The organism is Streptomyces sp. R44, from assembly GCF_041053105.1.
GTDB lineage: Bacteria > Actinomycetota > Actinomycetes > Streptomycetales > Streptomycetaceae > Streptomyces.
The window spans coordinates 4,994,882-5,017,194 of record NZ_CP163444.1 but is presented as its reverse complement, the minus strand read 5'-3'; the positions used below and the strand labels follow the sequence as shown (position 1 = coordinate 5,017,194).

Sequence of the window (22,313 nt, the reverse complement as noted above, 5' to 3'; positions counted from 1 at the left end):
TCAGCCCCTCACAGCTTCATCAGGCTGGCGTCGTCGACCGAGGCCGAGTGGCGGGCACGGAAGACGGACACGATGATCGCGAGCCCGACGACGACCTCCGCGGCGGCGACGACCATCGTGAAGAAGGCGATGATCTGTCCGTCGAGGTTGCCGTGCATGCGGGAGAAGGTGACGAACGCGAGGTTGCAGGCGTTGAGCATGAGCTCCACGCACATGAACACGACGATCGCGTTGCGCCGGATCAGTACACCGGCCGCACCGATGGTGAACAGCAGGGCGGCCAGGTACAGGTAGTTGACGGGATTCACCGAGAAGCCTCCTCTTCGCGGCCCAGGCGCTCCGCCGACCGCTGCTCCAGGGCCTTGAGGTCCGAGAGCGCCTCGGTGGACACGTCCCGGATCTGGCCCCGCTTGCGCAGGGTCCCCATGACGGTGAGCTCCGCCGGGGTGCCGTCGGGCAGCAGACCGGCGATGTCGACGGCGTTGTGCCGGGCGTACACACCGGGCGCGGGCAGCGGCGGCACGTGCGTGCCCTCGCGGACGCGCTGCTCGGAGAGCTCGCGCTGGGTGCGGGCCCGCTCGGTGCGCTCGCGGTGGGTGAGCACCATCGCGCCGACGGCCGCCGTGATCAGCAGCGCGCCGGTGATCTCGAAGGCGAAGACGTACTTGGTGAAGATGAGGGCGGCGAGGCCCTCCACGTTCCCGCCGTGCGCGCTGTTGGCGGCGCCGAGTCCGGCGAACTCCGTCAGCGAGGCGTGGCCGATGCCGGCGATGAGCAGGATGCCGAAGCCGAGACCGCAGGCGACGGCCCACCAGCGCTGCCCCTTGATGGTCTCCTTCAGCGAGTCCGCGGCGGTGACACCGACCAGCATGACGACGAAGAGGAAGAGCATCATGATCGCGCCGGTGTAGACGACGATCTGGACGATGCCGAGGAAGTACGCGCCGTTGGCGAGGTAGAAGACCGCCAGGACGATCATCGTCCCGGCGAGGGAGAGCGCCGAGTGCACGGCCTTCTTCATCAGGATCGTGGACAGCGCGCCGACGACGGCGACGGTGCCGAGGACCCAGAACTGGAAGGCCTCGCCGGAAGAGGTCGCGTAGGCCGCGAGGTTCGCGCTCATGCGCCCGCCCCCTCCGGCTCGCCCTTCTCCCCCTTGGACACCGCCACCTGACGGACGGTGCCGGGCGCGGCCCCGGTGACCAGGCCCCGGTAGTAGTCCTGCTCGGTCATGCCCGGGAAGATCGCGTGCGGGGTGTCGACCATCTCCTCCTCCAGGCCCGCGAGGAGCTGCTCCTTGGTGTAGATCAGGGCCTCGCGGGAGGAGTCGGCCAGCTCGAACTCGTTGGTCATCGTCAGCGCGCGCGTGGGGCACGCCTCGATGCACAGTCCGCAGAGGATGCAGCGGGCGTAGTTGATCTGGTAGACGCGGCCGTACCGCTCGCCCGGCGAGTAGCGCTCCTCGTCGGTGTTGTCCGCGCCCTCGACGTAGATGGCGTCGGCGGGACAGGCCCAGGCGCACAGCTCGCAGCCGACGCACTTCTCCAGACCGTCGGGGTGACGGTTGAGCTGGTGCCGGCCGTGGAAGCGGGGCGCCGTCGTCTTCTGCTGCTCCGGGTACTGCTCGGTCAGCCGCTTCTTGAACATGGCCTTGAAGGTCACGCCGAAGCCGGCCACCGGATTCTGGAAATCAGACACCGTCCGTCTCCTTTCCATCACTCGCAGTAGCAGTATCGGGGCCACCACTGACAACGAGGTCCCGGTCGTGCCGGGGCCTGCGCCGCGGCACGGGCGGCAGGGACTGTCCGGGCTTGGGCGGTACGGGGAAGCCGCCGGCCATCGGGTCGAAGGCCGGCTCCTCGGCGGGTCCGGCCGCGGCCTCCTTCGCCTTCCGGTCGCGGAACGCGTCGTAGAGGAAGGAGAGGAGGAGCAGGGCGAGGACGGCACCGGCCACGTACAGCACGATGTTGGAGAAGGCGATGTTCTCGTTCCGCAGCGCGCGGACGGTGGCGACGAGCATCAGCCAGACCACGGCGACCGGGATGAGGACCTTCCAGCCGAGCTTCATCAGCTGGTCGTAGCGGACGCGGGGCAGGGTGCCGCGGAGCCAGATGAAGAAGAACAGCAGCAGCTGCACCTTGACGACGAACCAGAGCATCGGCCACCAGCCGTGGTTCGCGCCCTCCCAGAAGGTGGAGATCGGGTACGGGGCCCGCCAGCCGCCCAGGAAGAGGGTCACCGACACGGCCGAGACCGTCACCATGTTCACGTACTCGGCGAGCATGAACATCGCGAACTTGATGGACGAGTACTCGGTGTTGAAGCCGCCGACGAGGTCGCCCTCGGACTCCGGCATGTCGAAGGGGGCGCGGTTCGTCTCGCCGACCATCGTGACGATGTAGATGATGAACGACACCGGCAGCAGGATCACGAACCAGCGGTCCGCCTGCGCCTCGACGATCTTCGAGGTCGACATCGACCCGGAGTAGAGGAAGACCGAGGCGAAGGCCGCGCCCATGGCGATCTCGTACGAGATCATCTGCGCGCAGGAGCGGAGGCCGCCGAGCAGCGGGTACGTGGAGCCGGAGGACCAGCCGGCGAGGACGATGCCGTAGATGCCGACGGAGGCGACCGCGAGGACGTACAGCATCGCGATCGGCAGGTCGGTGAGCTGCATGGCGGTCCGGTGGCCGAAGATCGAGACCTCGTTGCCGGCCGGGCCGAAGGGGATCACGGCGATCGCCATGAACGCGGGGATCGCGGCGACGATCGGGGCGAGGACGTAGACGACCTTGTCGGCCTTCTTGACGATCACGTCCTCCTTGAGCATCAGCTTGATGCCGTCCGCGAGGGACTGGAGGAGACCCCAGGGGCCGTGCCGGTTGGGGCCGATGCGCAGCTGCATCCAGGCGACGACCTTGCGCTCCCACACGATGGAGAAGAGCACGGTGATCATCAGGAAGGCGAAGCAGAAGACCGCCTTGATCAGCACGAGCCACCAGGGGTCCGTGCCGAACATCGACAGATCCTCCGCCGCGAGGACGTTCTGGGTCATGCCTGCACCTCCTGCGAGGTCGCCGGGCCGATGCGGACCAGGTCGCCGGGGTGGGCGCCGGTGTCGGAGAGGACACCGCGGCCCGCCGAGTTCAGCGGGAGCCAGACGACCCGGTCGGGCATCTCGGTGACCTGGAGCGGGAAGGTGACGGAGCCCGCGGGGCCGGTCACCTCCAGGACGTCGCCGTCCTTGACGCCGGTGTCCGCGGCGGTGGTGGCGGAGAGCCGGGCGACGGCGGCGTGCCGGGTGCCGGCCAGGGCGGTGTCGCCCTCCTGGAGCCTGCCGAGGTCGAGGAGGAGCCGGTGTCCGGCGAGGACGGCCTCGCCGTCGCCGGGCCGGGCCGCCGGCTGACCGGGCGAGCTGGGCTCGGTGGCCCGCTCCTCGGTCCAGCCGCCGAGCCGGTCCAGCTCCCGGCGGGCCGACCGCAGGTCGGGCAGGCCGAGGTGGACGTCGAGGGCGTCGGCGAGCATGTGGAGCACGCGGGCGTCGGTCGGCGCGAGCGGCCGGGTCATCTGCTCGGGCTTGAGCGCGGACTCGAAGAGCCGGGCCCTGCCCTCCCAGTTGAGGAAGGTGCCGGGCTTCTCGGCGACGGCCGCGACCGGCAGGATCACGTCGGCGCGCTCGGTGACCTCGCTCGGCCGCAGCTCCAGGGAGACCACGAAGGCCGTGTCGAGGGCCTCGCGCGCGCGTGCCGGGTCCGGCAGGTCGGCGACCTCGACGCCGGCGACGAGCAGCGCGGCGAGTTCGCCGCCGGCGGCGGCTTCCACGATCTGGCCGGTGTCGCGGCCGTAGCGGTGCGGGAGTTCGCGGACGCCCCAGGCGGCGGCGACCTCCTCACGCGCGCGGGGATCGGTCGCGGGCCGGCCGCCGGGCAGCAGCGCCGGGAGCGCACCGGCCTCGACGGCGCCGCGCTCGCCGGCCCGGCGCGGGATCCACACGAGGCGGGCGCCGGTGGCGGCGGCGGCGCGCAGGGCGGCGGTGAGCGCGCCGGGCACGCCCGCGAGCCGCTCGCCGACGGCGAGGACGGCGCCCTCCTGGCGGAGGGCCTCGGCCGCGGCGGCGCCGTCCTCGGAGAGGCCGACCCGGGCGGTGAGGGCGTCGAGCCACTCGGTCTCGGTGCCGGGGGCGGCGGGCAGCAGGGTGCCGCCCGCCTTCTCCAGGCCCCGGGTCGCGAACGGCGCGACCGCGTACGTCTTCTGGCCGTGCTTGCGCCAGGCCTTGCGGAGCCGCAGGAAGACGCCGGGGGCCTCCTCCTCGGACTCCAGGCCGACGAGGAGCACGGCCGGGGCGGCTTCGAGCGAGGTGTACGTGACGCCCGAGCCGTCCAGGTCGCGGCCGCGTCCGGCGACGGCGGAGGCCAGGAAGTCGGCCTCCTCGCCGGAGTGGATCCGGGCCCGGAAGTCGATGTCGTTGGTGTCGAGGGCGACCCGGGCGAACTTGGCGTACGCGTAGGAGTCCTCGACGGTCAGACGGCCGCCGGTCAGGACGCCGGTCCGGCCGCGGACGAGCCCGCGGGCGGCGGCCTCCAGGGCCTCGGGCCAGGAGGCGGGCTCCAGCTCACCGGTGTCGGTGTTCCGGACGAGCGGGGTGGTGAGCCGGTCGCGCTGCTGGGCGTACCGGAAGCCGAAGCGGCCCTTGTCGCAGATCCACTCCTCGTTGACCTCCGGGTCCTCGGCGGCGAGCCGCCGCATGACCTTGCCGCGCCGGTGGTCGGTGCGGGTGGCGCAGCCGCCGGCGCAGTGCTCGCAGACGGACGGCGTGGAGACCAGGTCGAAGGGGCGGGAGCGGAAGCGGTAGGCGGCCGAGGTGAGGGCGCCGACCGGGCAGATCTGGATGGTGTTGCCGGAGAAGTACGACTCGAAGGGGTCGCCCTCGCCGGTGCCGACCTGCTGGAGCGCGCCGCGCTCGATGAGCTCGATCATCGGGTCGCCCGCGACCTGGTTGGAGAAGCGGGTGCAGCGGGCGCAGAGCACGCACCGCTCGCGGTCGAGCAGCACCTGGGTGGAGATCGGGACGGGCTTCTCGTAGGTCCGCTTGACGCCCTCGAAGCGGGATTCGGCCTGTCCGTGGGACATGGCCTGGTTCTGCAGGGGGCACTCGCCGCCCTTGTCGCAGACCGGGCAGTCCAGCGGGTGGTTGACGAGCAGCAGCTCCATCACGCCGTGCTGGGCCTTCTCGGCGACGGGCGAGGTCAGCTGGGACTTCACCACCATGCCGTCGGTGCAGGTGATGGTGCAGGAGGCCATCGGCTTGCGCTGGCCCTCGACCTCGACGATGCACTGGCGGCAGGCGCCGGCGGGGTCGAGGAGCGGGTGGTCGCAGAAGCGCGGGATCTCGATGCCGAGCTGTTCGGCGGCGCGGATGACCAGCGTCCCCTTGGGGACGGAGATCTCGGCGCCGTCGATGGTCAGCGTCACGAGGTCCTCGGGCGGTACGGCCGGGCTGCCGCCGCCGCCGGGGTGGCCCGCGGCGGAGCCGCTCATGGACTGCGGCGTGACGGTCATGCGGTCACCTCCTTGTGGTTGTCCGCCCAGGCGGTCGACTTGGCCGGGTCGAAGGGGCAGCCCTTGCCCGTGATGTGCTGCTCGTACTCCTCGCGGAAGTACTTCAGCGAGGAGAAGATCGGCGAGGCGGCGCCGTCGCCGAGGGCGCAGAACGACTTGCCGTTGATGTTGTCGGCGATGTCGTTGAGCTTGTCGAGGTCGGAGAGCCTGCCCTTGCCGGCCTCGATGTCGCGGAGCAGCTGGACCAGCCAGTACGTGCCCTCGCGGCAGGGTGTGCACTTGCCGCAGGACTCGTGGGCGTAGAACTCGGTCCAGCGGGTGACGGCCCGGACGACACAGGTGGTCTCGTCGAAGCACTGGAGCGCCTTGGTGCCGAGCATGGAGCCGGCGGCGCCGACGCCCTCGTAGTCGAGGGGCACGTCGAGGTGCTCGTCGGTGAACATCGGCGTGGAGGAGCCGCCGGGCGTCCAGAACTTCAGCCGGTGCCCGGGCCGCATGCCGCCGCTCATGTCGAGGAGCTGGCGCAGGGTGATCCCGAGGGGGGCCTCGTACTGGCCGGGCGAGGCGACGTGCCCGCTGAGCGAGTACAGGGTGAAGCCCGGGGACTTCTCGGTCCCCATCGACGTGAACCAGTCCTTGCCCTTGTTCAGGATCGCGGGAACCGAGGCGATGGATTCGACGTTGTTCACCACAGTGGGGCAGGCGTACAGACCGGCGACCGCGGGGAAGGGGGGTCGCAGCCGGGGCTGGCCGCGGCGCCCTTCGAGCGAGTCGAGCAGCGCGGTCTCCTCACCGCAGATGTACGCGCCGGCGCCGGCGTGCACGGTGAGTTCGAGGTCGAGTCCGCTGCCGAGGATGTTCGTGCCGAGGTAGCCGGCGGCGTAGGCCTCGCGGACGGCCTCGTGGAGACGGCGCAGGACGGGGACGACCTCGCCGCGCAGATAGATGAAGGCGTGGTTCGAGCGGATCGCGTAGCAGGCGATCACGATGCCCTCGATGAGGGAGTGCGGGTTGGCGAAGAGGAGCGGGATGTCCTTGCAGGTGCCGGGCTCGGACTCGTCGGCGTTGACGACGAGGTAGTGCGGCTTGCCGTCGCCCTGCGGGATGAACTGCCACTTCATGCCGGTGGGGAAGCCGGCGCCGCCGCGTCCGCGGAGGCCGGATTCCTTGACGTACGCGATGAGGTCGTCGGGGCTCATCGCGAGGGCCTTGCGCAGGCCCTCGTAGCCCTCGTGCCGCCGGTAGGTCTCCAGGGTCCAGGAGTCGGGCTGGTCCCAGAAGGCCGACAGGACGGGTGCGAGCAGCTTCTCGGGGCTGCTGTTGTTGATCTCGGCGGCCAAGGTCATCACTCCCCCTCCTGACTGGCTGCCTCACCGCGCGGGTGGACGATTCGGCGGTGCGGGGTCTCGCCCTTGGCCAGGCGCAGGCCGACGAGGGAGGCGGGTCCGGCTCCGCCGGTGGCCTCGACGGCGCCCGGGCGCTCGTCGGGGAAGCCGGCGAGGATGCGGGCGGTCTCCTTGAAGGTGCAGAGCGGGGCGCCCCGGGTGGGTTCGACGGTGCGTCCGGCCCGGAGGTCGTCGACCATCTTCTTGGCGGACTCGGGCGTCTGGTTGTCGAAGAACTCCCAGTTGACCATCACGACGGGCGCGAAGTCGCAGGCCGCGTTGCACTCGATGTGTTCGAGCGTGATCCTGCCGTCGTCCGTCGTCTCGTCGTTGCCGACGCCGAGGTGCTGCTTGAGCTCCTCGAAGATGGCGTCGCCGCCCATGACCGCGCAGAGCGTGTTCGTACAGACGCCGACCTGGTAGTCGCCGGAGGGCTTGCGCCGGTACATCGTGTAGAAGGTGGCGACGGCGGTGACCTCGGCGGTGGTCAGGCCGAGGATCTCGGCGCAGAACCGCATGCCGGTACGGGTCACATGGCCCTCCTCCGACTGCACGAGGTGCAGCATCGGCAGGAGTGCGGAGCGGGAGTCCGGGTAGCGGGCGATGATCGCCCGGGCGTCCTCCTCCAGACGGGCGTGGACGTCCGCCGGGTACGCGGGCGCCGGGAGCTGGGGCATCCCGAGGCTGACGTTCTCCGTCATCGGTCGACGCCTCCCATCACGGGGTCGATGGAGGCGACGGCGACGATGACGTCGGCGACCTGGCCGCCCTCGCACATCGCGGCCATCGCCTGCAGGTTGGTGAAGGACGGGTCGCGGAAGTGGACCCGGTAGGGGCGGGTGCCGCCGTCGGAGACGACGTGGACGCCGAGCTCGCCCTTGGGCGACTCGACGGCCGCGTAGGCCTGCCCGGCGGGGACCCGGAAGCCCTCGGTGACCAGCTTGAAGTGGTGGATCAGGGCCTCCATGGAGGTGCCCATGATCTTCGCGATGTGGTCGGTGGAGTTGCCGAGGCCGTCCGCGCCGAGCGCGAGCTGCGCCGGCCAGGCGATCTTCTTGTCGCCGACCATGACCGGGCCGGGCTCCAGGCGGTCGAGGCACTGCTCGACGATCCGCAGGGACTGCCGCATCTCCTCCAGGCGGACGAGGAAGCGTCCGTAGGAGTCGCAGGTGTCGGCGGTCGGGACGTCGAAGTCGTAGTTCTCGTAGCCGCAGTACGGGTCGGTCTTCCGCAGGTCGTGCGGGAGGCCCGCCGACCGGAGGATCGGTCCGGTGGCGCCGAGGGCCATGCAGCCGGTGAGGTCGAGGTAGCCGACGTCCTGCATGCGGGCCTTGAAGATGGGGTTGCCGGTGGCGAGCTTGTCGTACTCCGGCAGGTTCCTCTTCATGGTCTTCACGAACTCGCGCACGGCGTCGACGGCGCCGGGCGGAAGGTCCTGGGCGAGGCCGCCGGGGCGGATGAACGCGTGGTTCATGCGCAGGCCGGTGATCAGCTCGTACAGGTCCAGGATCATCTCGCGGTCCCGGAAGCCGTAGATCATGATCGTGGTGGCGCCGAGCTCCATGCCGCCGGTGGCGATGCACACCAGGTGCGAGGAGAGCCGGTTGAGCTCCATCAGCAGGACGCGGATGACGCTGGCGCGGTCCGGGATCTGCTCGGTGATGCCGAGGAGCTTCTCCACGCCGAGGCAGTACGCCGTCTCGTTGTAGAACGAGGTGAGGTAGTCCATGCGCGTGACGAAGGTGGTGCCCTGCGTCCAGGTCCGGTACTCGAGGTTCTTCTCGATGCCGGTGTGGAGGTAGCCGATGCCGCAGCGGGCCTCGGTGACGGTCTCGCCGTCGATCTCCAGGATCAGGCGGAGCACGCCGTGGGTGGACGGGTGCTGGGGGCCCATGTTGACGATGATGCGCTCGTCGTCGGCCTTCGCGGCGGACTGGACGACCTCTTCCCAGTCGCCGCCGGTGACCGTGTAGACGGCGCCTTCGGTCGTCTCGCGGGGAGACGCGTGTTCGGTGGACATCAGCTGTACGACCTCCGCTGGTCCGGAGCCGGGATCTGGGCGCCCTTGTACTCGATGGCGATGCCGCCGAGGGGGTAGTCCTTGCGCTGCGGGTGGCCCTGCCAGTCGTCCGGCATCATGATCCGGGTGAGGGCGGGGTGGCCGTCGAAGACGATGCCGAAGAAGTCGTACGTCTCGCGCTCGTGCCAGTCGTTCGTCGGGTAGACCGCGACGAGGGACGGGATGCGCGGCTCGCTGTCCGGGGCCGAGACCTCCAGGCGGATCAGCCGGCCGTGGGTCAGCGAGCGCAGGTGGTAGACGGCGTGCAGCTCGCGGCCCTTGTCCCCGGGGTAGTGGACGCCGGAGACGCCGGTGCAGAGCTCGAAGCGGAGCGCCGGGTCGTCGCGCAGGGTGCGGGCCACGCGGACGAGGTGCTCGCGCTCGACGTGGAAGGTGAGCTCGCCGCGGTCGACGACCGTCTTCTCGATGGCGTTCTCAGGGAGGAGTCCCTGCTCCTCCAGTGCGCCCTCCAGCTCGTCGGCCACCTCGTCGAACCAGCCGCCGTACGGGCGGGCGGCCGGACCGGGGAGCCGGACGGAGCGGACGAGGCCGCCGTAGCCGGAGGTGTCGCCGCCGTTGTTGGCGCCGAACATGCCGCGCTGGACGCGGACCTCCTCGCCGTGGTCCCCGCGCTGACCCGGCAGGTTCTGCTCGCTGAGGTCCTTCTCGGGGTTCGGGGTTTCGTCGCTCACTGTGCAGCCCTGTTCCCTTCTCCGCCCACGCGGCGCAGAGGTGCGGCCATAGTTGTCGTCTGCGGCCCGGCGGCCGCGCGTGCGTCGGTCACCTCAGCAGCCCCTTCAGTTCGATCGTCGGCCGCGCCTTGAGCGCCGCCTCCTCCGCCTCGCGGGCCGCCTCCTCGGCGTTCACGCCGAGCTTGGAGGTCTGGATCTTCTGGTGGAGCTTGAGGATCGCGTCCAGGAGCATCTCCGGACGCGGCGGGCAGCCGGGCAGGTAGATGTCGACCGGCACGATGTGGTCGACGCCCTGGACGATCGCGTAGTTGTTGAACATGCCGCCCGAGGAGGCGCAGACGCCCATCGAGATGACCCACTTGGGATTGGGCATCTGGTCGTAGACCTGCCGCAGGACGGGCGCCATCTTCTGGCTGACCCGGCCGGCGACGATCATGAGGTCGGCCTGGCGCGGCGAGCCGCGGAAGACCTCCATGCCGAAGCGGGCCAGGTCGTACCGGCCGGCGCCGGTGGTCATCATCTCGATGGCGCAGCAGGCGAGGCCGAAGGTCGCGGGGAACACGGACGCCTTCCGCACCCAGCCCGCGGCCTGTTCGACCGTCGTCAGCAGAAAGCCGCTCGGGAGTTTCTCTTCGAGTCCCATGAGTGTGCCTCTCAGCCCCTCAGTCCCATTCCAGCCCGCCGCGCCGCCACACGTACGCGTAGGCGACGAAGACGGTGAGCACGAAGAGCAACATCTCCACGAGCCCGAAAAGCCCCAGGGCGTCGAAGGTGACGGCCCAGGGGTAGAGGAAGACGATCTCGATGTCGAAGACGATGAAGAGCATCGCCGTCAGGTAGTACTTGATCGGGAAGCGGCCGCCTCCGGCGGGAGTGGGCGTCGGCTCGATGCCGCACTCGTACGCCTCTAGTTTCGCCCTGTTGTACCGCTTTGGCCCGATAAGCGTGGCCATGACCACGGAGAAGATCGCAAACCCCGCACCCAGGGCGCCGAGCACGAGGACGGGCGCGTACGCATTCACGCTCCTCGCTCCTTCCAGTCGTCCTTGACCGTTGGACCGCACCGCCGGCCGTGAAAGATCACCCCCATGTGAGGCAGTTCACAAGCCCGGCTGCCCCGCATCTTATGCCCGCCCCTCTGTGATCTGCGACACGGGGTACAGCAACGACTTTGTGATCTCCACCACCTGACGAAGGATCATGAAGTCGGATGAGCGGTGATCTTGTTGCGCGAAGCGCCCAGGTGATCACCAGATGTGACATCCGTACCGGAAATCGCTGCTCGGAAGGGGTGCCGCACTATCAAGTGATGGCCACTACAGGCAAATTGGCGATGGAACGCGTCCTGGTGATAAAGGAACCGGCCGTCGCCCGGTCGGGGGGTCGGGCGTACGGAGGTGGACGCGTGCACGCGTTCACGAGCGCCCGCGAGGCTTCCTGTGACCTGCGTCACGTCACAGGAACCTCAAAAAGAAGAGGGCTTGGCCATCGGCGTCAAGAGGTGGTAAGCGTCGGGCAATTCGGGCGTTTCATTGAAAACCCGTGATCAAGGGCCAGATGAGCCCTGCCCGATTTGCCCGTTACGGCGTCAATAAGGCTGGCACGGAGGCGGATTCACAGATTCCAAACGCAACTGTGGCGCAACCCACGTTTCTTGAAGGGAACCGTGAAGCCCTGATAGCGGTTGTACCCATGTCCCACACCGCTCACATACCCAGCCACCGGAAGCCCCGCCGCAGCGCCTCGAAGCTCGCGCTCCGCGCCGGAGTTGCCGGTGGCGTCCTCGGCACCATCGCGGTGGCCGGTGCTGCCGGGCCGGCGAATGCCGAGCCGGTGACCGAGACCATCGAAATGCCCACCCTGGGCTCCCTCGACGCCGGCACCGGCCTCGCCAGTGCCGTCGCCGCCTCCGCCGAGGCCTCCCAGCAGGAGGCCCTCGACCAGAACCTCCGGACGCAGGAGGACGCGGCGCTGCTGAAGGCCGCCAAGGAGGCCAAGACGGCCAAGGCCCAGGCCGACCGCAAGGCCGCGGCCGAGCGCGCCGAGGAGGCCCGCCTCAAGGCCGAGCAGGAGCGCAAGGAGGCCGCGGAGCGCGCCTCCCGCGACAGCGCGCGCACCCAGCTCTCCAGCACGAGCGCGTCGAACGACAGCGGCTCCACCGCCTCGGACGACGGCGGCCAGACGCAGGCCCCCACCGGCTCCGCCGCCGCGATCGTGGCCTTCGCCCGCGCCCAGATCGGCGACGCGTACGTCTCCGGCGGCACCGGCCCCAACTCCTGGGACTGCTCCGGCCTCGTCCAGGCCGCCTACCGCGCGGCCGGCATCGACCTGCCCCGTATCTCGTACGAGCAGTCGAGCATGGGCACCTCCGTCTCCCTGAGCAACCTCCAGCCGGGCGACATCCTGTACTGGGGCAGCCGCAGCGGCTCGTACCACGTCGCCATCTACGTCGGCGGCGGCAAGTACGTCGGTGCGCAGAACCCGTCCAGCGGCGTCGTCGAGCACACCATGGACTGGGACACCCCCTCGGGCGCGGTCCGCATCCTCTGATCCACCCCGCTCGTACGACGAAGGGCCGTCACTCCTCGGGGGAGAGACGGCCCTTCGTCGTACCGTCTCAGCGGCGCAGCGCCTCGGCCGGTTCGATGCGGGAGGCCCGCCAGGCCGGGTAGAGACCGGCGACGACGCCCGTGACCAGGCCGACGGCCGGGGCCGCGACGACCGTCGCCGTGTGCATCACCGGCGTCCAGTCCCGTACCAGCGCCACCACGATCACCGTGGACACCCCCAGCGCCGTACCGACGAGCCCGCCCATCGCGCCCAGGGCACCCGATTCCGTGAGGAACTGGACGGTGATGTGCCGTCCCCGGGCCCCGAGGGCACGTCTCAGGCCGATCTCGCCGGTCCGCTCCAGGACCGCGACGAGGGTGGTGTTGGCGATCCCGACCGCGCCGATCACCAAGGAGACCCCGGCGAGGAGCAGGAAGAGCTGGTCCAGGTCGTCGGTCACGCCCGCGCGCAGGGTCCGGGGGTCCGGCGGGGGGACCGCCTTCAGGTACTCCGGGTGGTCCGGGCGCAGCGCGACCGGCGCCTCCCGCGCGATCTGGTTCGCCGCGCCCGTCGCCGTCGTGATGAGCATCTTCGCGTCGCCCTGCTGCGGCGGCCCCCAGAGCTTCTCGGCGGTCGTCCGGGGCACGGTGACCGACATCAGGACGTCGGCCCTGCGCTGCACGTCGTCGATGATCCCGGCGACCGTGAAGGGCTCGTCGCCGATGAACACCGCCGGCCGGGTCTCCAGGGTCGTGATGCCGAGCCGGTCCGCGACCGACTTGCCGAGCACCGCGACCGACTGCGCGGACCGGGAGGTGAACTCGTCGTACAGACGGCCCTGCCGGAGGGTCGGCGCCGCCGCCCGCAGCGCCCCGGGGGACGCGGCGACGACGTCGATCCGCTCGCTGCCCGTGGCGTCGCCGACCGGCGCGGAGCGGACGGCCGTGCCGGGCGACAGTCGGACGGGCCAGTACACGCCTGCGTCCTCGACGCCGCCGAGGCGTCCGATCCGGGCGTCCGCGTCGGCCGGGAAGGCGGGGTCGGCGAACTCGTTCTGGTCGCGGGCGACGTCCTCGACGGTCACCTCGGTGGCCGTGAGCAGGTTGAACCGCGAGTCGATCTGCGAGGACGTGGTCGCGGTCAGCCCGAGGATCGCCACGAACGTGCCGACGCCGAGGACGGTGCCGAGCGCGGTGAGGACCGAGCGTCCGGGGCGCTGGAGCATTCCGGCGACGGCCTCGGCGAGGACGTCGCGGGCGGCGAGCCGGGAGGGTTCGACCACCCGCTCCCGCTTCGTACGCGGGCTTTCGACCTTCGGGGAGCCTTTCGGGGTTCGCCTCACGTCCGCCTCCCCCGCGCCGGCTCGCTGAGCACCCCGTCGCGGATCGTCACCGTGCGCTCGCCGCGCGCCGCCACCTCCGCGTCATGGGTGATGACGACGATCGTCATCCCGGAGGCGTGCAGTTCGCCCAGGAGGTCGAGGACGGACGCGGCGTTGTCCGAGTCGAGGTTGCCGGTCGGTTCGTCGCAGAGGAGCAGGGAAGGGCGGCCGGCCAGGGCCCGGGCGATGGCCACCCGCTGGCGTTCGCCGCCGGAGAGCCGGCCGGGCAGCGCCTCGGCCCGGTGGCCGAGTCCCACCCGTTCGAGGGCGGTACGGGCGCGGGTGCGGCGCTCGGCGCGGGGCACCGCCGAGTACACCATCGAGAGCATGACGTTCTCCGTGGCGCTGCGGTGCGGCAGCAGGTGGAAGGACTGGAAGACGAAGCCGATCCGCCGCCCGCGCAGGGCCGTGCGCTCCCCGTCGCGCAGCGCCGCCGTGTCGATGCCGTCCAGGAGGTACGTGCCGGCGGTGGGCGCGTCGAGCAGTCCCGCGACGTTCAGGAAGGTCGACTTGCCCGAGCCGGACGGGCCGACGACCGTGATGAACTCGCCTCGCCGCACCGTGAGTTCACAGGGGCGCAGGGCGGCGACGGGCGGCGGTCCCGGGTAGGTCAGGGCCACCGCGCGGAACGCGATGACCGGGACGTCCTCCTCGCTCACGGCGACCCCTCGGCGCTGCCCGAGGCGGCGCCCGGGTTGACCCCGGTGACCACCTCGTCGCCTTCCTGGAGCGCGCCGGCGGTGAGCGGGACGATCTCCACGTAGCCGTCACCGGTGGTGCCGGTCCGTACCTCGATCCGCTCCTGCCGGCCGGTGCCGTCGACGGTGGTGACGACGGTCTTGCCGTCCACGCCCGCGGAGACGGCGGTGACCGGGACGACGAGGGCCTTGCCGTCGGTGGAGGCGGCCTCGATGGTGAGGCGCACCTCCTGGCCTGCGAGGCCGGAGGGCAGTTCGCGGGCGGGGTCGACGGTGAAGAGATAGCCGACGGCGCCGTTGCCCTGGGTGCCGTCCCCTCCCCCTCCCCCGCCGTTGCCGGTGCCGCTGCCGCTGTTCCCGCCGGAGCCCGTCCCCTGCGGGCCGGACTGCTGGTCCTGCTGAGAGGGGGTGTCCGCCACCGACACCACCGTGCCGGCGGTCTCCTGCCCGGTGGTCTCGGCGAGGATCCGTACCTTCTGCCCGGCGCGGACCAGGCCCTTCTGGTGGTCCTGGAGGTAGCCCTGTGCCATGAGCTTGCCGGAGGAGAGGGTCATGGCGGTGCCGGAGACCTGCGCTCCCGGCCGGGCCGTGATCGTGGCGACCCGCGCGGGGAAGGCCCGGACGAACACGACCTCGGCCGCCGGGACCATCGGTCCGGCGGCCGCCTCCGCCTTCGCGAGGGTCTCGCGCGCGGCGGCCAGGTCCTCGACGGCCCGGTCGCGGGCCTTCTTCAGGGACTTCGTCTGGGTGGCGTCCTTGTTGGCCGCGAGCGCGTCGCGGGCGTCCACGACGGCCCGCTCGGCACCGGTCACGGCCGTCCCGGCGCCGTCGACGGCGGCGCCGTCGTCGTCGACGGCGGGCTTCGGGTCGTAGCCGATGGAGGAGTAGAACTCCTCGACCGCATCCTTCGTACCGGGGCCGAAGGTGCCTTTGCTGTCGCCGCCGCGGCCGTGGCCGAGCGCGGCGAGCGCGTCCTGGAGCTGCTTCACGTCGTCGCCGGTGGCGCCGGGCTTGAGGTCCCGGTACACGGGCAGGCCGCCGCGCAGGACGAAGACGGGCCGGCCGGAGACCTCCAGGAGCACTTTGCCCGAGCGCACCGCGTCCCCGCTCTTCACGGACACCTTGGTGATCACGGGGGAGGTGCCGCCCTCTCCGCCCGCGGAGACGGGCGCGACCTGGACGGTCTGGCCGGCCACGACGGTGCCGCGCAGGACGACCGTCTCGGCGAGGACGCGGTTCTCGATCCGGGCTACCAGCACGTCCTGCGGCGGCGGCTCGGCGTCGGCCGCGACCTGTGCGGGCGAGCGGATCAGGGCGGTGGCCGCGACGCCGGCGCCGGTCAGGGCGACCGCCCCGGCCACGAGGGCGGCGACCCAGAAGCGGCGCCGGTTCATCCGGGCGCCCCCGGCGTCGCCGCCGGGGGTCCGGGTACCGTTCGCGAGCCCGCCCGGCGGTTCCCCGCCGGGCGCGATCGTGTCGTCCAGGGTGTCGTGAGGGGTGTCGTCAGCCACCTTCGACCGTCCCGCCGTCGGCGCCGGGGGCCGTCGGCCGGCAGGCCTTCAGTGCCTCGATGACCTTCGGATCGTTCTTCATCCGCTTGCCGAGGTCGCCGTCGAGCGGCGCCTCACCGGTCGCCGGATCGGGGTCCGGGTAGTCGGCTATGCCTTCCTTGCGCATGCAGGCGGACAGCTTCCTGGCCGTGTCGAGGCGTGCCGGGTCGACCTGGCCCTTCCCGGGCTGCTTCCCGACGCACGCCTTCTCCGCCGCGGCGATCGCCTCGGGCTTGTTGGCGTCCTTGTCGACGCGCTTCTCCCCGCTGCCGGTGTCCTGGAGGGTGAGCCCCTGGGCGCCGAGGCAGTCGTAGTAGGCGGCCCAGTCGGCGACGTCCTGCGATGCCCCCGAGGAGGGGGTGGCGGACGAGGGGGCGGCGGAGGCGGAGGAGCTTCCCGTGCTCGGCTGCGACCGGGCTGCGCCGTCCCCGTCGCTCGAACACCCCCCGAGCCCGAGGGCGAGGATCAGTACGGGAACAGCCATGAGGCGTCTCATCAGAAACGGTCCTTCCGACGGGGAGTCCCCGTCTACGGGGCGTCATGGGAACGCGCGGGAGGGGGCCGACGCGGCGGTGCGCTCCGCCACGTACAAGGCCCCTGCGCGATGGGTCCGGCGCCCTGCGGCACCGCGACAGGACCGAGCATAGCCAGCGGTAGCCCGGCCGGTAACTGTCTCAACGGACAGTGGACGACGTCGAGTTGCCGGTGTTCGTATGGACACCGGCCCACTCCGGGCCACAGTCACCACATCCACCACAGCTACGTGAAAGGCAACGACATGCAGCGCACTGCACTCCGTCGCGTCGCCGCCACGGCCGTCACGCTCGTCGCCCTCGGCGCCGGCGCGCTGGCCACGGCCGGCACGGCCTCGGCCGCCGGGAAGAACGGCGGCCTGGAGTCGGGCGAGTTCGGCCTGTACTACAACTCCGACCAGGGCGGAGCCGTCTGGGACCTCTTCGTCGAGGACCCGAACTTCTGGGGCGAGCGGTTCCCCGGCCCCGGCAACGGCACGTACGAGCTCGTCAACGACAACACCGCCTCGTACAACAACCGCGACTCGAACCGGTGGTGGGTCTACACCGACGCCGGCGCGGGCGGCTACGAGGGCAGCCTGCCGGCCGGTTACATCGGCAACGCGAGCGCGACCTTCAAGAACCAGATCTCCTCGGCGTACTACTACAAGGGCCGTTGATCACCGGGCCCCTGAGGCGCCACCCAGCTGATCCGCCGGAGTAGCCTCCGGCAACTCGCACCACCGCGGCAGCCGTTGCTCCGCCCGAAAGAGGCGGGCAGAGCAACGGCTGCTCCCATGGTAGACACGCACACGTCCCTGGAGCAGCCCCATGCGTCCACTCGCCGCTCGCGCGACCGTTCTCCTGCTGAGCGCCGCGCTCCTCAGCGCCTGCTCCGCCGGATCCGACGGCGGTGGCGACGGTTCCTCGCGCGAGCCCGCGATCGGGACGGTTCCCCGGCTGCTGTCGACGGCCAGCCTCTCGTACCCGCTGGACGGTTACGAGACCACGGCCGACCAGCGCCGCAAGCTGGAGCAGGCCCAGTCCCGGGTGACCAGCGACTGCATGAAGCGCTTCGGGTTCACGTACGAGCTGCCCCGGTCCCCCGTCACCGGCGGCCGGTCCGACGCGTCCCACTACGGCCTGACCGACGCCACGGTCGCGGCCCGCTACGGCTACACCCCGAACCGGGGCGCCCAGCGGCCGCCGAAGCCGACCGGTCCGGACCTCGGCCCGAGCGGCGAGCTCGCGCTCAACGGCCCGGAGTACAAGGGCCCCCAGCCGATGAGCCTGGAAGAGGCCAGGGCCAAGGACAGCGGCAAGACGCTGAACGGGCAGAAGGTGCCCGTCGGAGGCTGCCTCCGGGAGGGCTTCCTCACGCTCTACGCGCCGAAGAAGGGCGCGGTGGACATCATGTTCGTCACCAACGTGGGGATGGACGCCTACTCCCGCTCCCGCGAGGACTCCCGGGTCGTCGCCGCCGTGAAGGCCTGGTCCTCCTGCATGGCCGAGAAGGGCTACAAGGCGGACGAGCCCGTCAGCCCGCAGAAGGACCTGGGGCTCGACGCGAACACGTACGGCAGCCCCCGGGCGATCGCCGCCGCGAAGCAGGACGTCGCCTGTAAGGAAAGGGCCAACCTCGTCGGCATCTGGTTCACCGTCGAGACCGCGTACCAGAAGCGGAACATCGAGCAGAACGCCGAGACCCTGAACCAGGCGAAGACCGAGCTCAACGAACGGTTGAAGCTCGCCGCCACGCTGGCCGGCTGAGCCGTGCGACACGGGCCGGAAGGCCCTCCGCCGTGCGAAGCCGCACGTCGGGAGGGCGATTTCCGGCCGGTGGGACGTCCCGGGAGGCCTGGAAGGGCCATGAATCGCGACCCGATCGGGTTTACCGTTCCCATCGGGAACCAACTCGTCGGTTCCCCGGGAACCAGCCCATGGGTCCCGTCGCACAGCGCCCAGCGAATGCCGTCTCAGGGGGGAGACACATGCATCGTCAGTGCCAGTACTGCGTTTCCGCGCCGGCCGAGGTCAACAGATCGAGAGCCGCCCGGATCAACCCGGTCACCACCGCCATACGCCACCTGGACACCCTGACAGACCGCGAGATCGAGGTCCTGTCCGCAATGCCCGGCGGTGAGTCCAACACGGACCTCGCCGAACACCTCGGAATCACCGAGCGCACCGTCAAGTTCCACGTCACCAACATGCGGGAGAAGCTGGGCGGCCTGTCGCGCGCCCAGCTCCATCTGCTCGCCCTGCTCACGGAGGCGGTCTGGCCGGCCCGTCTCTGTCACGAGTACGCCGGCAGGCTCCCGGAGCTGCGCACCGTCGTGCCCCGGTCCCCGCTGACCCGGCCGGTCGCCGGGCTCACCCGCTGCGCCTGACGGCGCTCAGGCCTTCGGGGCCACCTTCGAGAGACCGTTGATGATGCGGTCCATGGCGTCGCCGCCCGTCGGGTCGGTGAGGTTGGCCAGCATCTTCAGCGTGAACTTCATCAGGAGCGGGTGCGTCAGACCACGCTGGGTCGCGATCTTCATGATCTTCGGGTTTCCGATGAGCTTCACGAAGGCGCGGCCCAGCGTGTAGTACCCGCCGTAGGTGTCCTTGAGGATCTGCGGGTAGTTCCGCAGCGCCAGCTCGCGCTGGGCGGGGGTCGCGCGCGCGTGGGCCTGGACGATGACGTCGGCCGCGATCTGGCCCGACTCCATGGCGTACGCGATGCCCTCGCCGTTGAACGGGTTGACCAGGCCGCCCGCGTCGCCGACGAGCAGCAGGCCCTTCGTGTAGTGCGGCTGACGGTTGAAGGCCATCGGCAGGGCGGCGCCGCGGATCGTCGTCGTCATGTTGTCCGGGGTGAAGCCCCAGTCCTCCGGCATCGACGCGCACCAGGCCTTGAGGACCTCGCGCCAGTCCAGCTCCCGGAACGCCGAGGAGGAGTCGAGGATGCCCAGGCCGACGTTGGACGTGCCGTCGCCCATGCCGAAGATCCAGCCGTAGCCCGGGAGCAGCCGGTCCTGCGGGCCGCGCCGGTCCCACAGCTCCAGCCAGGACTCCAGGTAGTCGTCCTCGTGCCGGGGGGTCGTGAAGTACGTGCGGACGGCGACGCCCATCGGCCGGTCCTCGCGCCGGTGCAGGCCCATGGCGAGGGAGAGCCGGGTGGAGTTGCCGTCGGCGGCGACGACGAGCGGCGCGTGGAAGGTGACTTCGCGCTTCTCCTCGCCCAGCTTCGCGTGGACGCCGGTGATCCGGCCCGTACGGTCGTCGATGATCGGCGCGCCGACGTTGCAGCGCTCGTACAGCCGGGCACCGGCCTTCTGCGCCTGGCGGGCGAGCTGCTCGTCGAAGTCGTCGCGCTTGCGGACGAGTCCGTAGTCCGGGTACGAGGCGAGCTCCGGCCAGTCCAGTTCGAGCCGGACGCCGCCGCCGATGATCCGCAGGCCCTTGTTCCGCAGCCAGCCGGCCTCTTCGGAGATGTCGATGCCCATGGAGACGAGCTGCTTGGTGGCGCGCGGGGTGAGGCCGTCGCCGCAGACCTTCTCGCGCGGGAACGCCGTCTTCTCCAGGAGCAGGACGTCGAGTCCGGCCTTGGCCAGGTAGTAGGCGGTGGTGGAGCCGGCCGGGCCTGCCCCGACGACGATCACATCTGCGGTGTGCTCGGAGAGGGGCTGCTCGGTCACGGCGGAACTCCCGGAGGGGTCGAGGGAAGGATGGGGGAATTTCATGGCGGCGGGGCCGGGCGGAGTCAGGCCTTGAAGCCGCGGTGCAGGGCGACGATGCCGCCCGACAGGTTCCGGTAGGCCACCTTCGACCAGCCGGCCTTCTGGAGCAGCCCGGCCAGGGTCGGCTGGTCCGGCCAGGACCGGATGGACTCCGCCAGGTACACGTACGCGTCGGGGTTGGAGGAGATGGCGCGGGCCACCGGCGGCAGCGCGCGCATCAGGTACTCCTCGTACACCGTGCGGAACGGCGCCCAGGTGGCGTGCGAGAACTCGCAGATGACGACCCGGCCGCCGGGCTTCGTCACCCGGTACAGCTCGCGCAGCGCCCGCTCCGTGTCCTGGATGTTCCGCAGCCCGAAGGAGATCGTGACCGCGTCGAACACGTCGTCGCGGAAGGGCAGCTTCGTGCCGTCGCCGGCCGTGAACGGCATCCACGGGTGCCGCTTCTTGCCGACCTGCAGCATGCCGAGGGAGAAGTCGCACGGCACGACGTACGCCCCCGCCCGCACGAACGGCTGCGAGGAGGTGGCGGTGCCGGCGGCCAGGTCCAGGACCTTCTGCGCGGGGCGGGCGTCGACCGCCTTCGCGACCTCCTTGCGCCAGCGGCGGTCCTGCCCGAGGGAGAGCACGTCGTTGGTCAGGTCGTAGTTCGCCGCCACGTCGTCGAACATCGAGGCGACTTCGTGCGGCTGCTTGTCCAGGGATGCTCGGCTCACCCGGCCATTGTGGCAGCCACCCCCCGGGCGGGCGGGGACCGGCCCCGGCCCCCGGAGGATTTCCCGGAATCCGCCTTCAACCTTTTCCCGGCGAGCGCGCTCAAGGATGGGTGACAGTGCTGACGAAGGGAGCGAGATGCCGTCACCGCTTGGCTCGGACGCCGGGTTCGAGGAGTTCGCCCGATCCGCGCAGACGCGGCTGTACCGCACCGCGTACCTCCTGTGCGGGGACGCGGAGACCGCCCGCGACCTCACCCAGACCACCCTCGCCAAGCTCTTCCAGCACTGGCGGCGGGCCGGATCGGCGGAGCATCCGCATGCCTACGCCAAGACGGTGCTCACCCGTACGTTCCTCGCCGAACGGCGGCGCAGACTGCGCGATCTGCTCGCCTTCACCAAGACCGGCGGGCTCGGCCCGGCGCGGGCCACCGAACAGCCGGACCTCCGGGTCACGCTGCTCGCCGCGCTCGCCGAGCTGCCGCCCAGAGCCCGCGCCATGGTCGTCCTGAGGTACTGGGAGGACCTGAGTGTGGAGACCGTCGCCTCGCTCCTGCGCTGCAGCGAGGCGACGGTCAAAAGCCAGTGCTCGCGCTCACTGGCCAGGCTCCGGGACCGCCTCGGCGAGGCACACCTCTACACCGCCGATCCCCACCCCCTTCACCACACCATCGGAAGCTGAGGCCCCGAGTGGACGACGAAACGATGCTCCGCCGTGCCATGGACCGCACGGCACTCGACCTTCCGCCCCTTCCCGACCTGGCTCCCTCCGCGATGCGTCTGGGCCGCAGGCGCCGCGCACGCGCCCGGCTCACCGTCGCCGGCGGCGTCTTCGGGACCGTGACCGCGGCCGCCCTGGGACTCTCCCTGTTCTCCGCCGCGGACCCCGGCATCGCCCTGCCCGCGGCCCCGCCGGCCGCCTTCCCCTCGGCGTACCACACGCCCGTCCAGGCACAGCCGACCCCGGGACAGACACCGCCCGAGAAGCTCTCCGACGCCGAGAGCGCCCGCCGCGCCCAGTTCCAGCAGCAGGTGTCGGCCCTCCTCGACGAGCTGCTCCCGGCGACCGTCACGGACATCCGGCCGGTCGCGGACGAGGTCTCCGACTACCGGATCACCGCGGGGGGCCGGTCCTTCCCCGTGAAGCTGTCCATCCGGCCGGCGGAGGGCGAGCGCCTCCAGGAGTGCCGGAACATCCCGGCGAAGCGGATGACGTGCGAGAAGACCGATCTGGGCGGGGGGCGGATCGCGCAGGTGTACGCGTTGGCCGCGAACAGGCCCGAGACCCTGGGGTCGATGGTCGTCACGCGCTACGGCAGGAGCAATGTGCTGCTCTCCGTCAGCCCCTCGGACACCACCTCGGCGCCCGTGTCACCCGGCCAGCTGCTGACCGTCGTACGCGACGCGCGCTTCACCGATCTGCTGACGTACGCGGACGCGTACCCGGTGCAGGAGAAGAGCACCCCGGTCGAGGGCGGCTGAGCCGACG

23 protein-coding genes are annotated in these 22,313 nt (G+C 71.0%); 6 read left to right on the top strand and 17 right to left on the bottom strand.

All coding sequences use genetic code 11. The annotated features are described in order from the left end of the window. Positions 1-8: 8 nt before the first annotated feature. From nuoK to AB5J54_RS23360, 11 genes are all read right to left on the bottom strand, one after another. Positions 9-308, bottom strand: coding sequence for an NADH-quinone oxidoreductase subunit NuoK (gene nuoK, locus AB5J54_RS23410; RefSeq protein ID WP_017239464.1), 300 nt, complete (start codon positions 306-308; stop codon positions 9-11). Continuing rightward, on the bottom strand, positions 305-1,123 hold the full coding sequence (locus AB5J54_RS23405; RefSeq protein ID WP_369145875.1) for an NADH-quinone oxidoreductase subunit J: 819 nt from the start codon (positions 1,121-1,123) through the stop codon (positions 305-307). Before AB5J54_RS23405 ends, nuoK begins: the two co-directional genes overlap by 4 nt. Continuing rightward, positions 1,120-1,716, bottom strand: a complete 597-nt coding sequence (gene nuoI, locus AB5J54_RS23400; RefSeq protein ID WP_369145874.1) for an NADH-quinone oxidoreductase subunit NuoI — start codon at positions 1,714-1,716, stop codon at positions 1,120-1,122. The genes AB5J54_RS23405 and nuoI overlap by 4 nt, the downstream gene beginning before the upstream one ends. Further along, positions 1,691-3,055, bottom strand: a complete 1,365-nt coding sequence (gene nuoH / locus AB5J54_RS23395; RefSeq protein ID WP_369145873.1) for an NADH-quinone oxidoreductase subunit NuoH — start codon at positions 3,053-3,055, stop codon at positions 1,691-1,693. Before nuoH ends, nuoI begins: the two co-directional genes overlap by 26 nt. Continuing rightward, entirely contained in the window at positions 3,052-5,559 is a 2,508-nt protein-coding gene (locus AB5J54_RS23390; protein WP_369145872.1) for an NADH-quinone oxidoreductase subunit G, read from the bottom strand. The genes nuoH and AB5J54_RS23390 overlap by 4 nt, the downstream gene beginning before the upstream one ends. Next, positions 5,556-6,908 (bottom strand): NADH-quinone oxidoreductase subunit NuoF, encoded by a 1,353-nt coding sequence (nuoF, locus tag AB5J54_RS23385; protein WP_369145871.1) that lies wholly within the window; start codon positions 6,906-6,908, stop codon positions 5,556-5,558. The genes AB5J54_RS23390 and nuoF overlap by 4 nt, the downstream gene beginning before the upstream one ends. Next, on the bottom strand, positions 6,905-7,645 hold the full coding sequence (gene nuoE, locus AB5J54_RS23380; protein ID WP_369145870.1) for an NADH-quinone oxidoreductase subunit NuoE: 741 nt from the start codon (positions 7,643-7,645) through the stop codon (positions 6,905-6,907). Before nuoE ends, nuoF begins: the two co-directional genes overlap by 4 nt. Beyond that, entirely contained in the window at positions 7,642-8,964 is a 1,323-nt protein-coding gene (locus AB5J54_RS23375) for an NADH-quinone oxidoreductase subunit D (RefSeq protein ID WP_369145869.1), read from the bottom strand. The genes nuoE and AB5J54_RS23375 overlap by 4 nt, the downstream gene beginning before the upstream one ends. Continuing rightward, complete coding sequence (locus AB5J54_RS23370) at positions 8,964-9,695, bottom strand: NADH-quinone oxidoreductase subunit C (protein WP_369145868.1); 732 nt, start codon at positions 9,693-9,695, stop codon at positions 8,964-8,966. Before AB5J54_RS23370 ends, AB5J54_RS23375 begins: the two co-directional genes overlap by 1 nt. 88 nt (positions 9,696-9,783) lie before the next feature. Continuing rightward, positions 9,784-10,338 (bottom strand): NADH-quinone oxidoreductase subunit B family protein, encoded by a 555-nt coding sequence (locus AB5J54_RS23365; RefSeq protein ID WP_351185255.1) that lies wholly within the window; start codon positions 10,336-10,338, stop codon positions 9,784-9,786. A gap of 19 nt (positions 10,339-10,357) precedes the next feature. Continuing rightward, positions 10,358-10,717, bottom strand: a complete 360-nt coding sequence (locus tag AB5J54_RS23360) for an NADH-quinone oxidoreductase subunit A (protein WP_019888619.1) — start codon at positions 10,715-10,717, stop codon at positions 10,358-10,360. Positions 10,718-11,387: 670 nt separating this feature from the next. On the opposite strand from AB5J54_RS23360, the gene AB5J54_RS23355 reads away from it, so the two are divergent. Further along, the gene (locus AB5J54_RS23355; RefSeq protein ID WP_369145867.1) at positions 11,388-12,245 is read left to right on the top strand and encodes a C40 family peptidase; all 858 of its coding nucleotides are present in this window, start codon (positions 11,388-11,390) and stop codon (positions 12,243-12,245) included. Positions 12,246-12,312: 67 nt separating this feature from the next. On the opposite strand, the gene AB5J54_RS23350 is transcribed toward AB5J54_RS23355, so the two are convergent. Genes AB5J54_RS23350 through AB5J54_RS23335 form a run of 4 tightly spaced genes read right to left on the bottom strand, consistent with a single transcriptional unit; the run spans position 12,313 to position 16,358 of the window. Beyond that, positions 12,313-13,527, bottom strand: a complete 1,215-nt coding sequence (locus AB5J54_RS23350; RefSeq protein ID WP_369149432.1) for an ABC transporter permease — start codon at positions 13,525-13,527, stop codon at positions 12,313-12,315. 56 nt (positions 13,528-13,583) lie between these two features. Next, positions 13,584-14,285 carry an ABC transporter ATP-binding protein gene (locus AB5J54_RS23345; RefSeq protein ID WP_369145866.1) on the bottom strand — a complete coding sequence of 234 codons (702 nt, stop codon included), beginning with the start codon at positions 14,283-14,285 and terminating at the stop codon, positions 13,584-13,586. Further along, positions 14,282-15,835, bottom strand: coding sequence for a peptidoglycan-binding protein (locus tag AB5J54_RS23340; RefSeq protein WP_369145865.1), 1,554 nt, complete (start codon positions 15,833-15,835; stop codon positions 14,282-14,284). Before AB5J54_RS23340 ends, AB5J54_RS23345 begins: the two co-directional genes overlap by 4 nt. Then, the gene (locus tag AB5J54_RS23335; protein WP_369145864.1) at positions 15,828-16,358 is read right to left on the bottom strand and encodes a hypothetical protein; all 531 of its coding nucleotides are present in this window, start codon (positions 16,356-16,358) and stop codon (positions 15,828-15,830) included. The genes AB5J54_RS23340 and AB5J54_RS23335 overlap by 8 nt, the downstream gene beginning before the upstream one ends. 294 nt (positions 16,359-16,652) lie before the next feature. Between AB5J54_RS23335 and AB5J54_RS23330 the strand changes: the two genes are divergently transcribed. The 3 genes from AB5J54_RS23330 to AB5J54_RS23320 all read left to right on the top strand — a co-directional run bounded on the left by AB5J54_RS23330 (position 16,653) and on the right by AB5J54_RS23320 (position 18,776). Beyond that, positions 16,653-17,066 (top strand): hypothetical protein, encoded by a 414-nt coding sequence (locus AB5J54_RS23330; RefSeq protein WP_369145863.1) that lies wholly within the window; start codon positions 16,653-16,655, stop codon positions 17,064-17,066. A gap of 151 nt (positions 17,067-17,217) precedes the next feature. Next, the gene (locus AB5J54_RS23325) at positions 17,218-18,156 is read left to right on the top strand and encodes a hypothetical protein (protein WP_369145862.1); all 939 of its coding nucleotides are present in this window, start codon (positions 17,218-17,220) and stop codon (positions 18,154-18,156) included. A gap of 221 nt (positions 18,157-18,377) precedes the next feature. Beyond that, complete coding sequence (locus AB5J54_RS23320; protein WP_369145861.1) at positions 18,378-18,776, top strand: response regulator transcription factor; 399 nt, start codon at positions 18,378-18,380, stop codon at positions 18,774-18,776. A 6-nt stretch (positions 18,777-18,782) separates the two neighbouring features. Here the strand turns inward: AB5J54_RS23320 and AB5J54_RS23315 are convergent, their stop codons facing one another. Then, complete coding sequence (locus AB5J54_RS23315; protein ID WP_369145860.1) at positions 18,783-20,114, bottom strand: geranylgeranyl reductase family protein; 1,332 nt, start codon at positions 20,112-20,114, stop codon at positions 18,783-18,785. A gap of 20 nt (positions 20,115-20,134) precedes the next feature. Beyond that, positions 20,135-20,827 (bottom strand): demethylmenaquinone methyltransferase, encoded by a 693-nt coding sequence (locus AB5J54_RS23310; RefSeq protein ID WP_369145859.1) that lies wholly within the window; start codon positions 20,825-20,827, stop codon positions 20,135-20,137. Between the two features lie 136 nt (positions 20,828-20,963). Here AB5J54_RS23310 and AB5J54_RS23305 point away from each other — a divergent pair, with 136 nt between their 5' ends. Beyond that, positions 20,964-21,506 carry a SigE family RNA polymerase sigma factor gene (locus AB5J54_RS23305; RefSeq protein ID WP_369145858.1) on the top strand — a complete coding sequence of 181 codons (543 nt, stop codon included), beginning with the start codon at positions 20,964-20,966 and terminating at the stop codon, positions 21,504-21,506. A 38-nt stretch (positions 21,507-21,544) separates the two neighbouring features. Then, positions 21,545-22,306: a hypothetical protein gene (locus tag AB5J54_RS23300; RefSeq protein WP_369145857.1), complete on the top strand. Its 762-nt coding sequence runs from the start codon at positions 21,545-21,547 to the stop codon at positions 22,304-22,306. Positions 22,307-22,313 lie beyond the last annotated feature (7 nt).

Coding starts and splice junctions, on each gene's coding strand:
- AB5J54_RS23300 (WP_369145857.1), top strand. CDS start 21,545: ATGGACCGCACGGCACTCGACCTTCCGCCCCTTCCCGACCTGGCTCCC.
- nuoI (WP_369145874.1), bottom strand. CDS start 1,716: ATGGAAAGGAGACGGACGGTGTCTGATTTCCAGAATCCGGTGGCCGGC.
- AB5J54_RS23390 (WP_369145872.1), bottom strand. CDS start 5,559: ATGACCGTCACGCCGCAGTCCATGAGCGGCTCCGCCGCGGGCCACCCC.
- AB5J54_RS23375 (WP_369145869.1), bottom strand. CDS start 8,964: ATGTCCACCGAACACGCGTCTCCCCGCGAGACGACCGAAGGCGCCGTC.
- AB5J54_RS23330 (WP_369145863.1), top strand. CDS start 16,653: ATGCAGCGCACTGCACTCCGTCGCGTCGCCGCCACGGCCGTCACGCTC.
- AB5J54_RS23325 (WP_369145862.1), top strand. CDS start 17,218: ATGCGTCCACTCGCCGCTCGCGCGACCGTTCTCCTGCTGAGCGCCGCG.
- AB5J54_RS23315 (WP_369145860.1), bottom strand. CDS start 20,114: ATGAAATTCCCCCATCCTTCCCTCGACCCCTCCGGGAGTTCCGCCGTG.
- AB5J54_RS23320 (WP_369145861.1), top strand. CDS start 18,378: ATGCATCGTCAGTGCCAGTACTGCGTTTCCGCGCCGGCCGAGGTCAAC.
- AB5J54_RS23355 (WP_369145867.1), top strand. CDS start 11,388: ATGTCCCACACCGCTCACATACCCAGCCACCGGAAGCCCCGCCGCAGC.
- AB5J54_RS23405 (WP_369145875.1), bottom strand. CDS start 1,123: ATGAGCGCGAACCTCGCGGCCTACGCGACCTCTTCCGGCGAGGCCTTC.
- nuoH (WP_369145873.1), bottom strand. CDS start 3,055: ATGACCCAGAACGTCCTCGCGGCGGAGGATCTGTCGATGTTCGGCACG.
- AB5J54_RS23305 (WP_369145858.1), top strand. CDS start 20,964: ATGCCGTCACCGCTTGGCTCGGACGCCGGGTTCGAGGAGTTCGCCCGA.
- AB5J54_RS23335 (WP_369145864.1), bottom strand. CDS start 16,358: ATGGCTGTTCCCGTACTGATCCTCGCCCTCGGGCTCGGGGGGTGTTCG.
- nuoE (WP_369145870.1), bottom strand. CDS start 7,645: ATGACGGAGAACGTCAGCCTCGGGATGCCCCAGCTCCCGGCGCCCGCG.
- AB5J54_RS23365 (WP_351185255.1), bottom strand. CDS start 10,338: ATGGGACTCGAAGAGAAACTCCCGAGCGGCTTTCTGCTGACGACGGTC.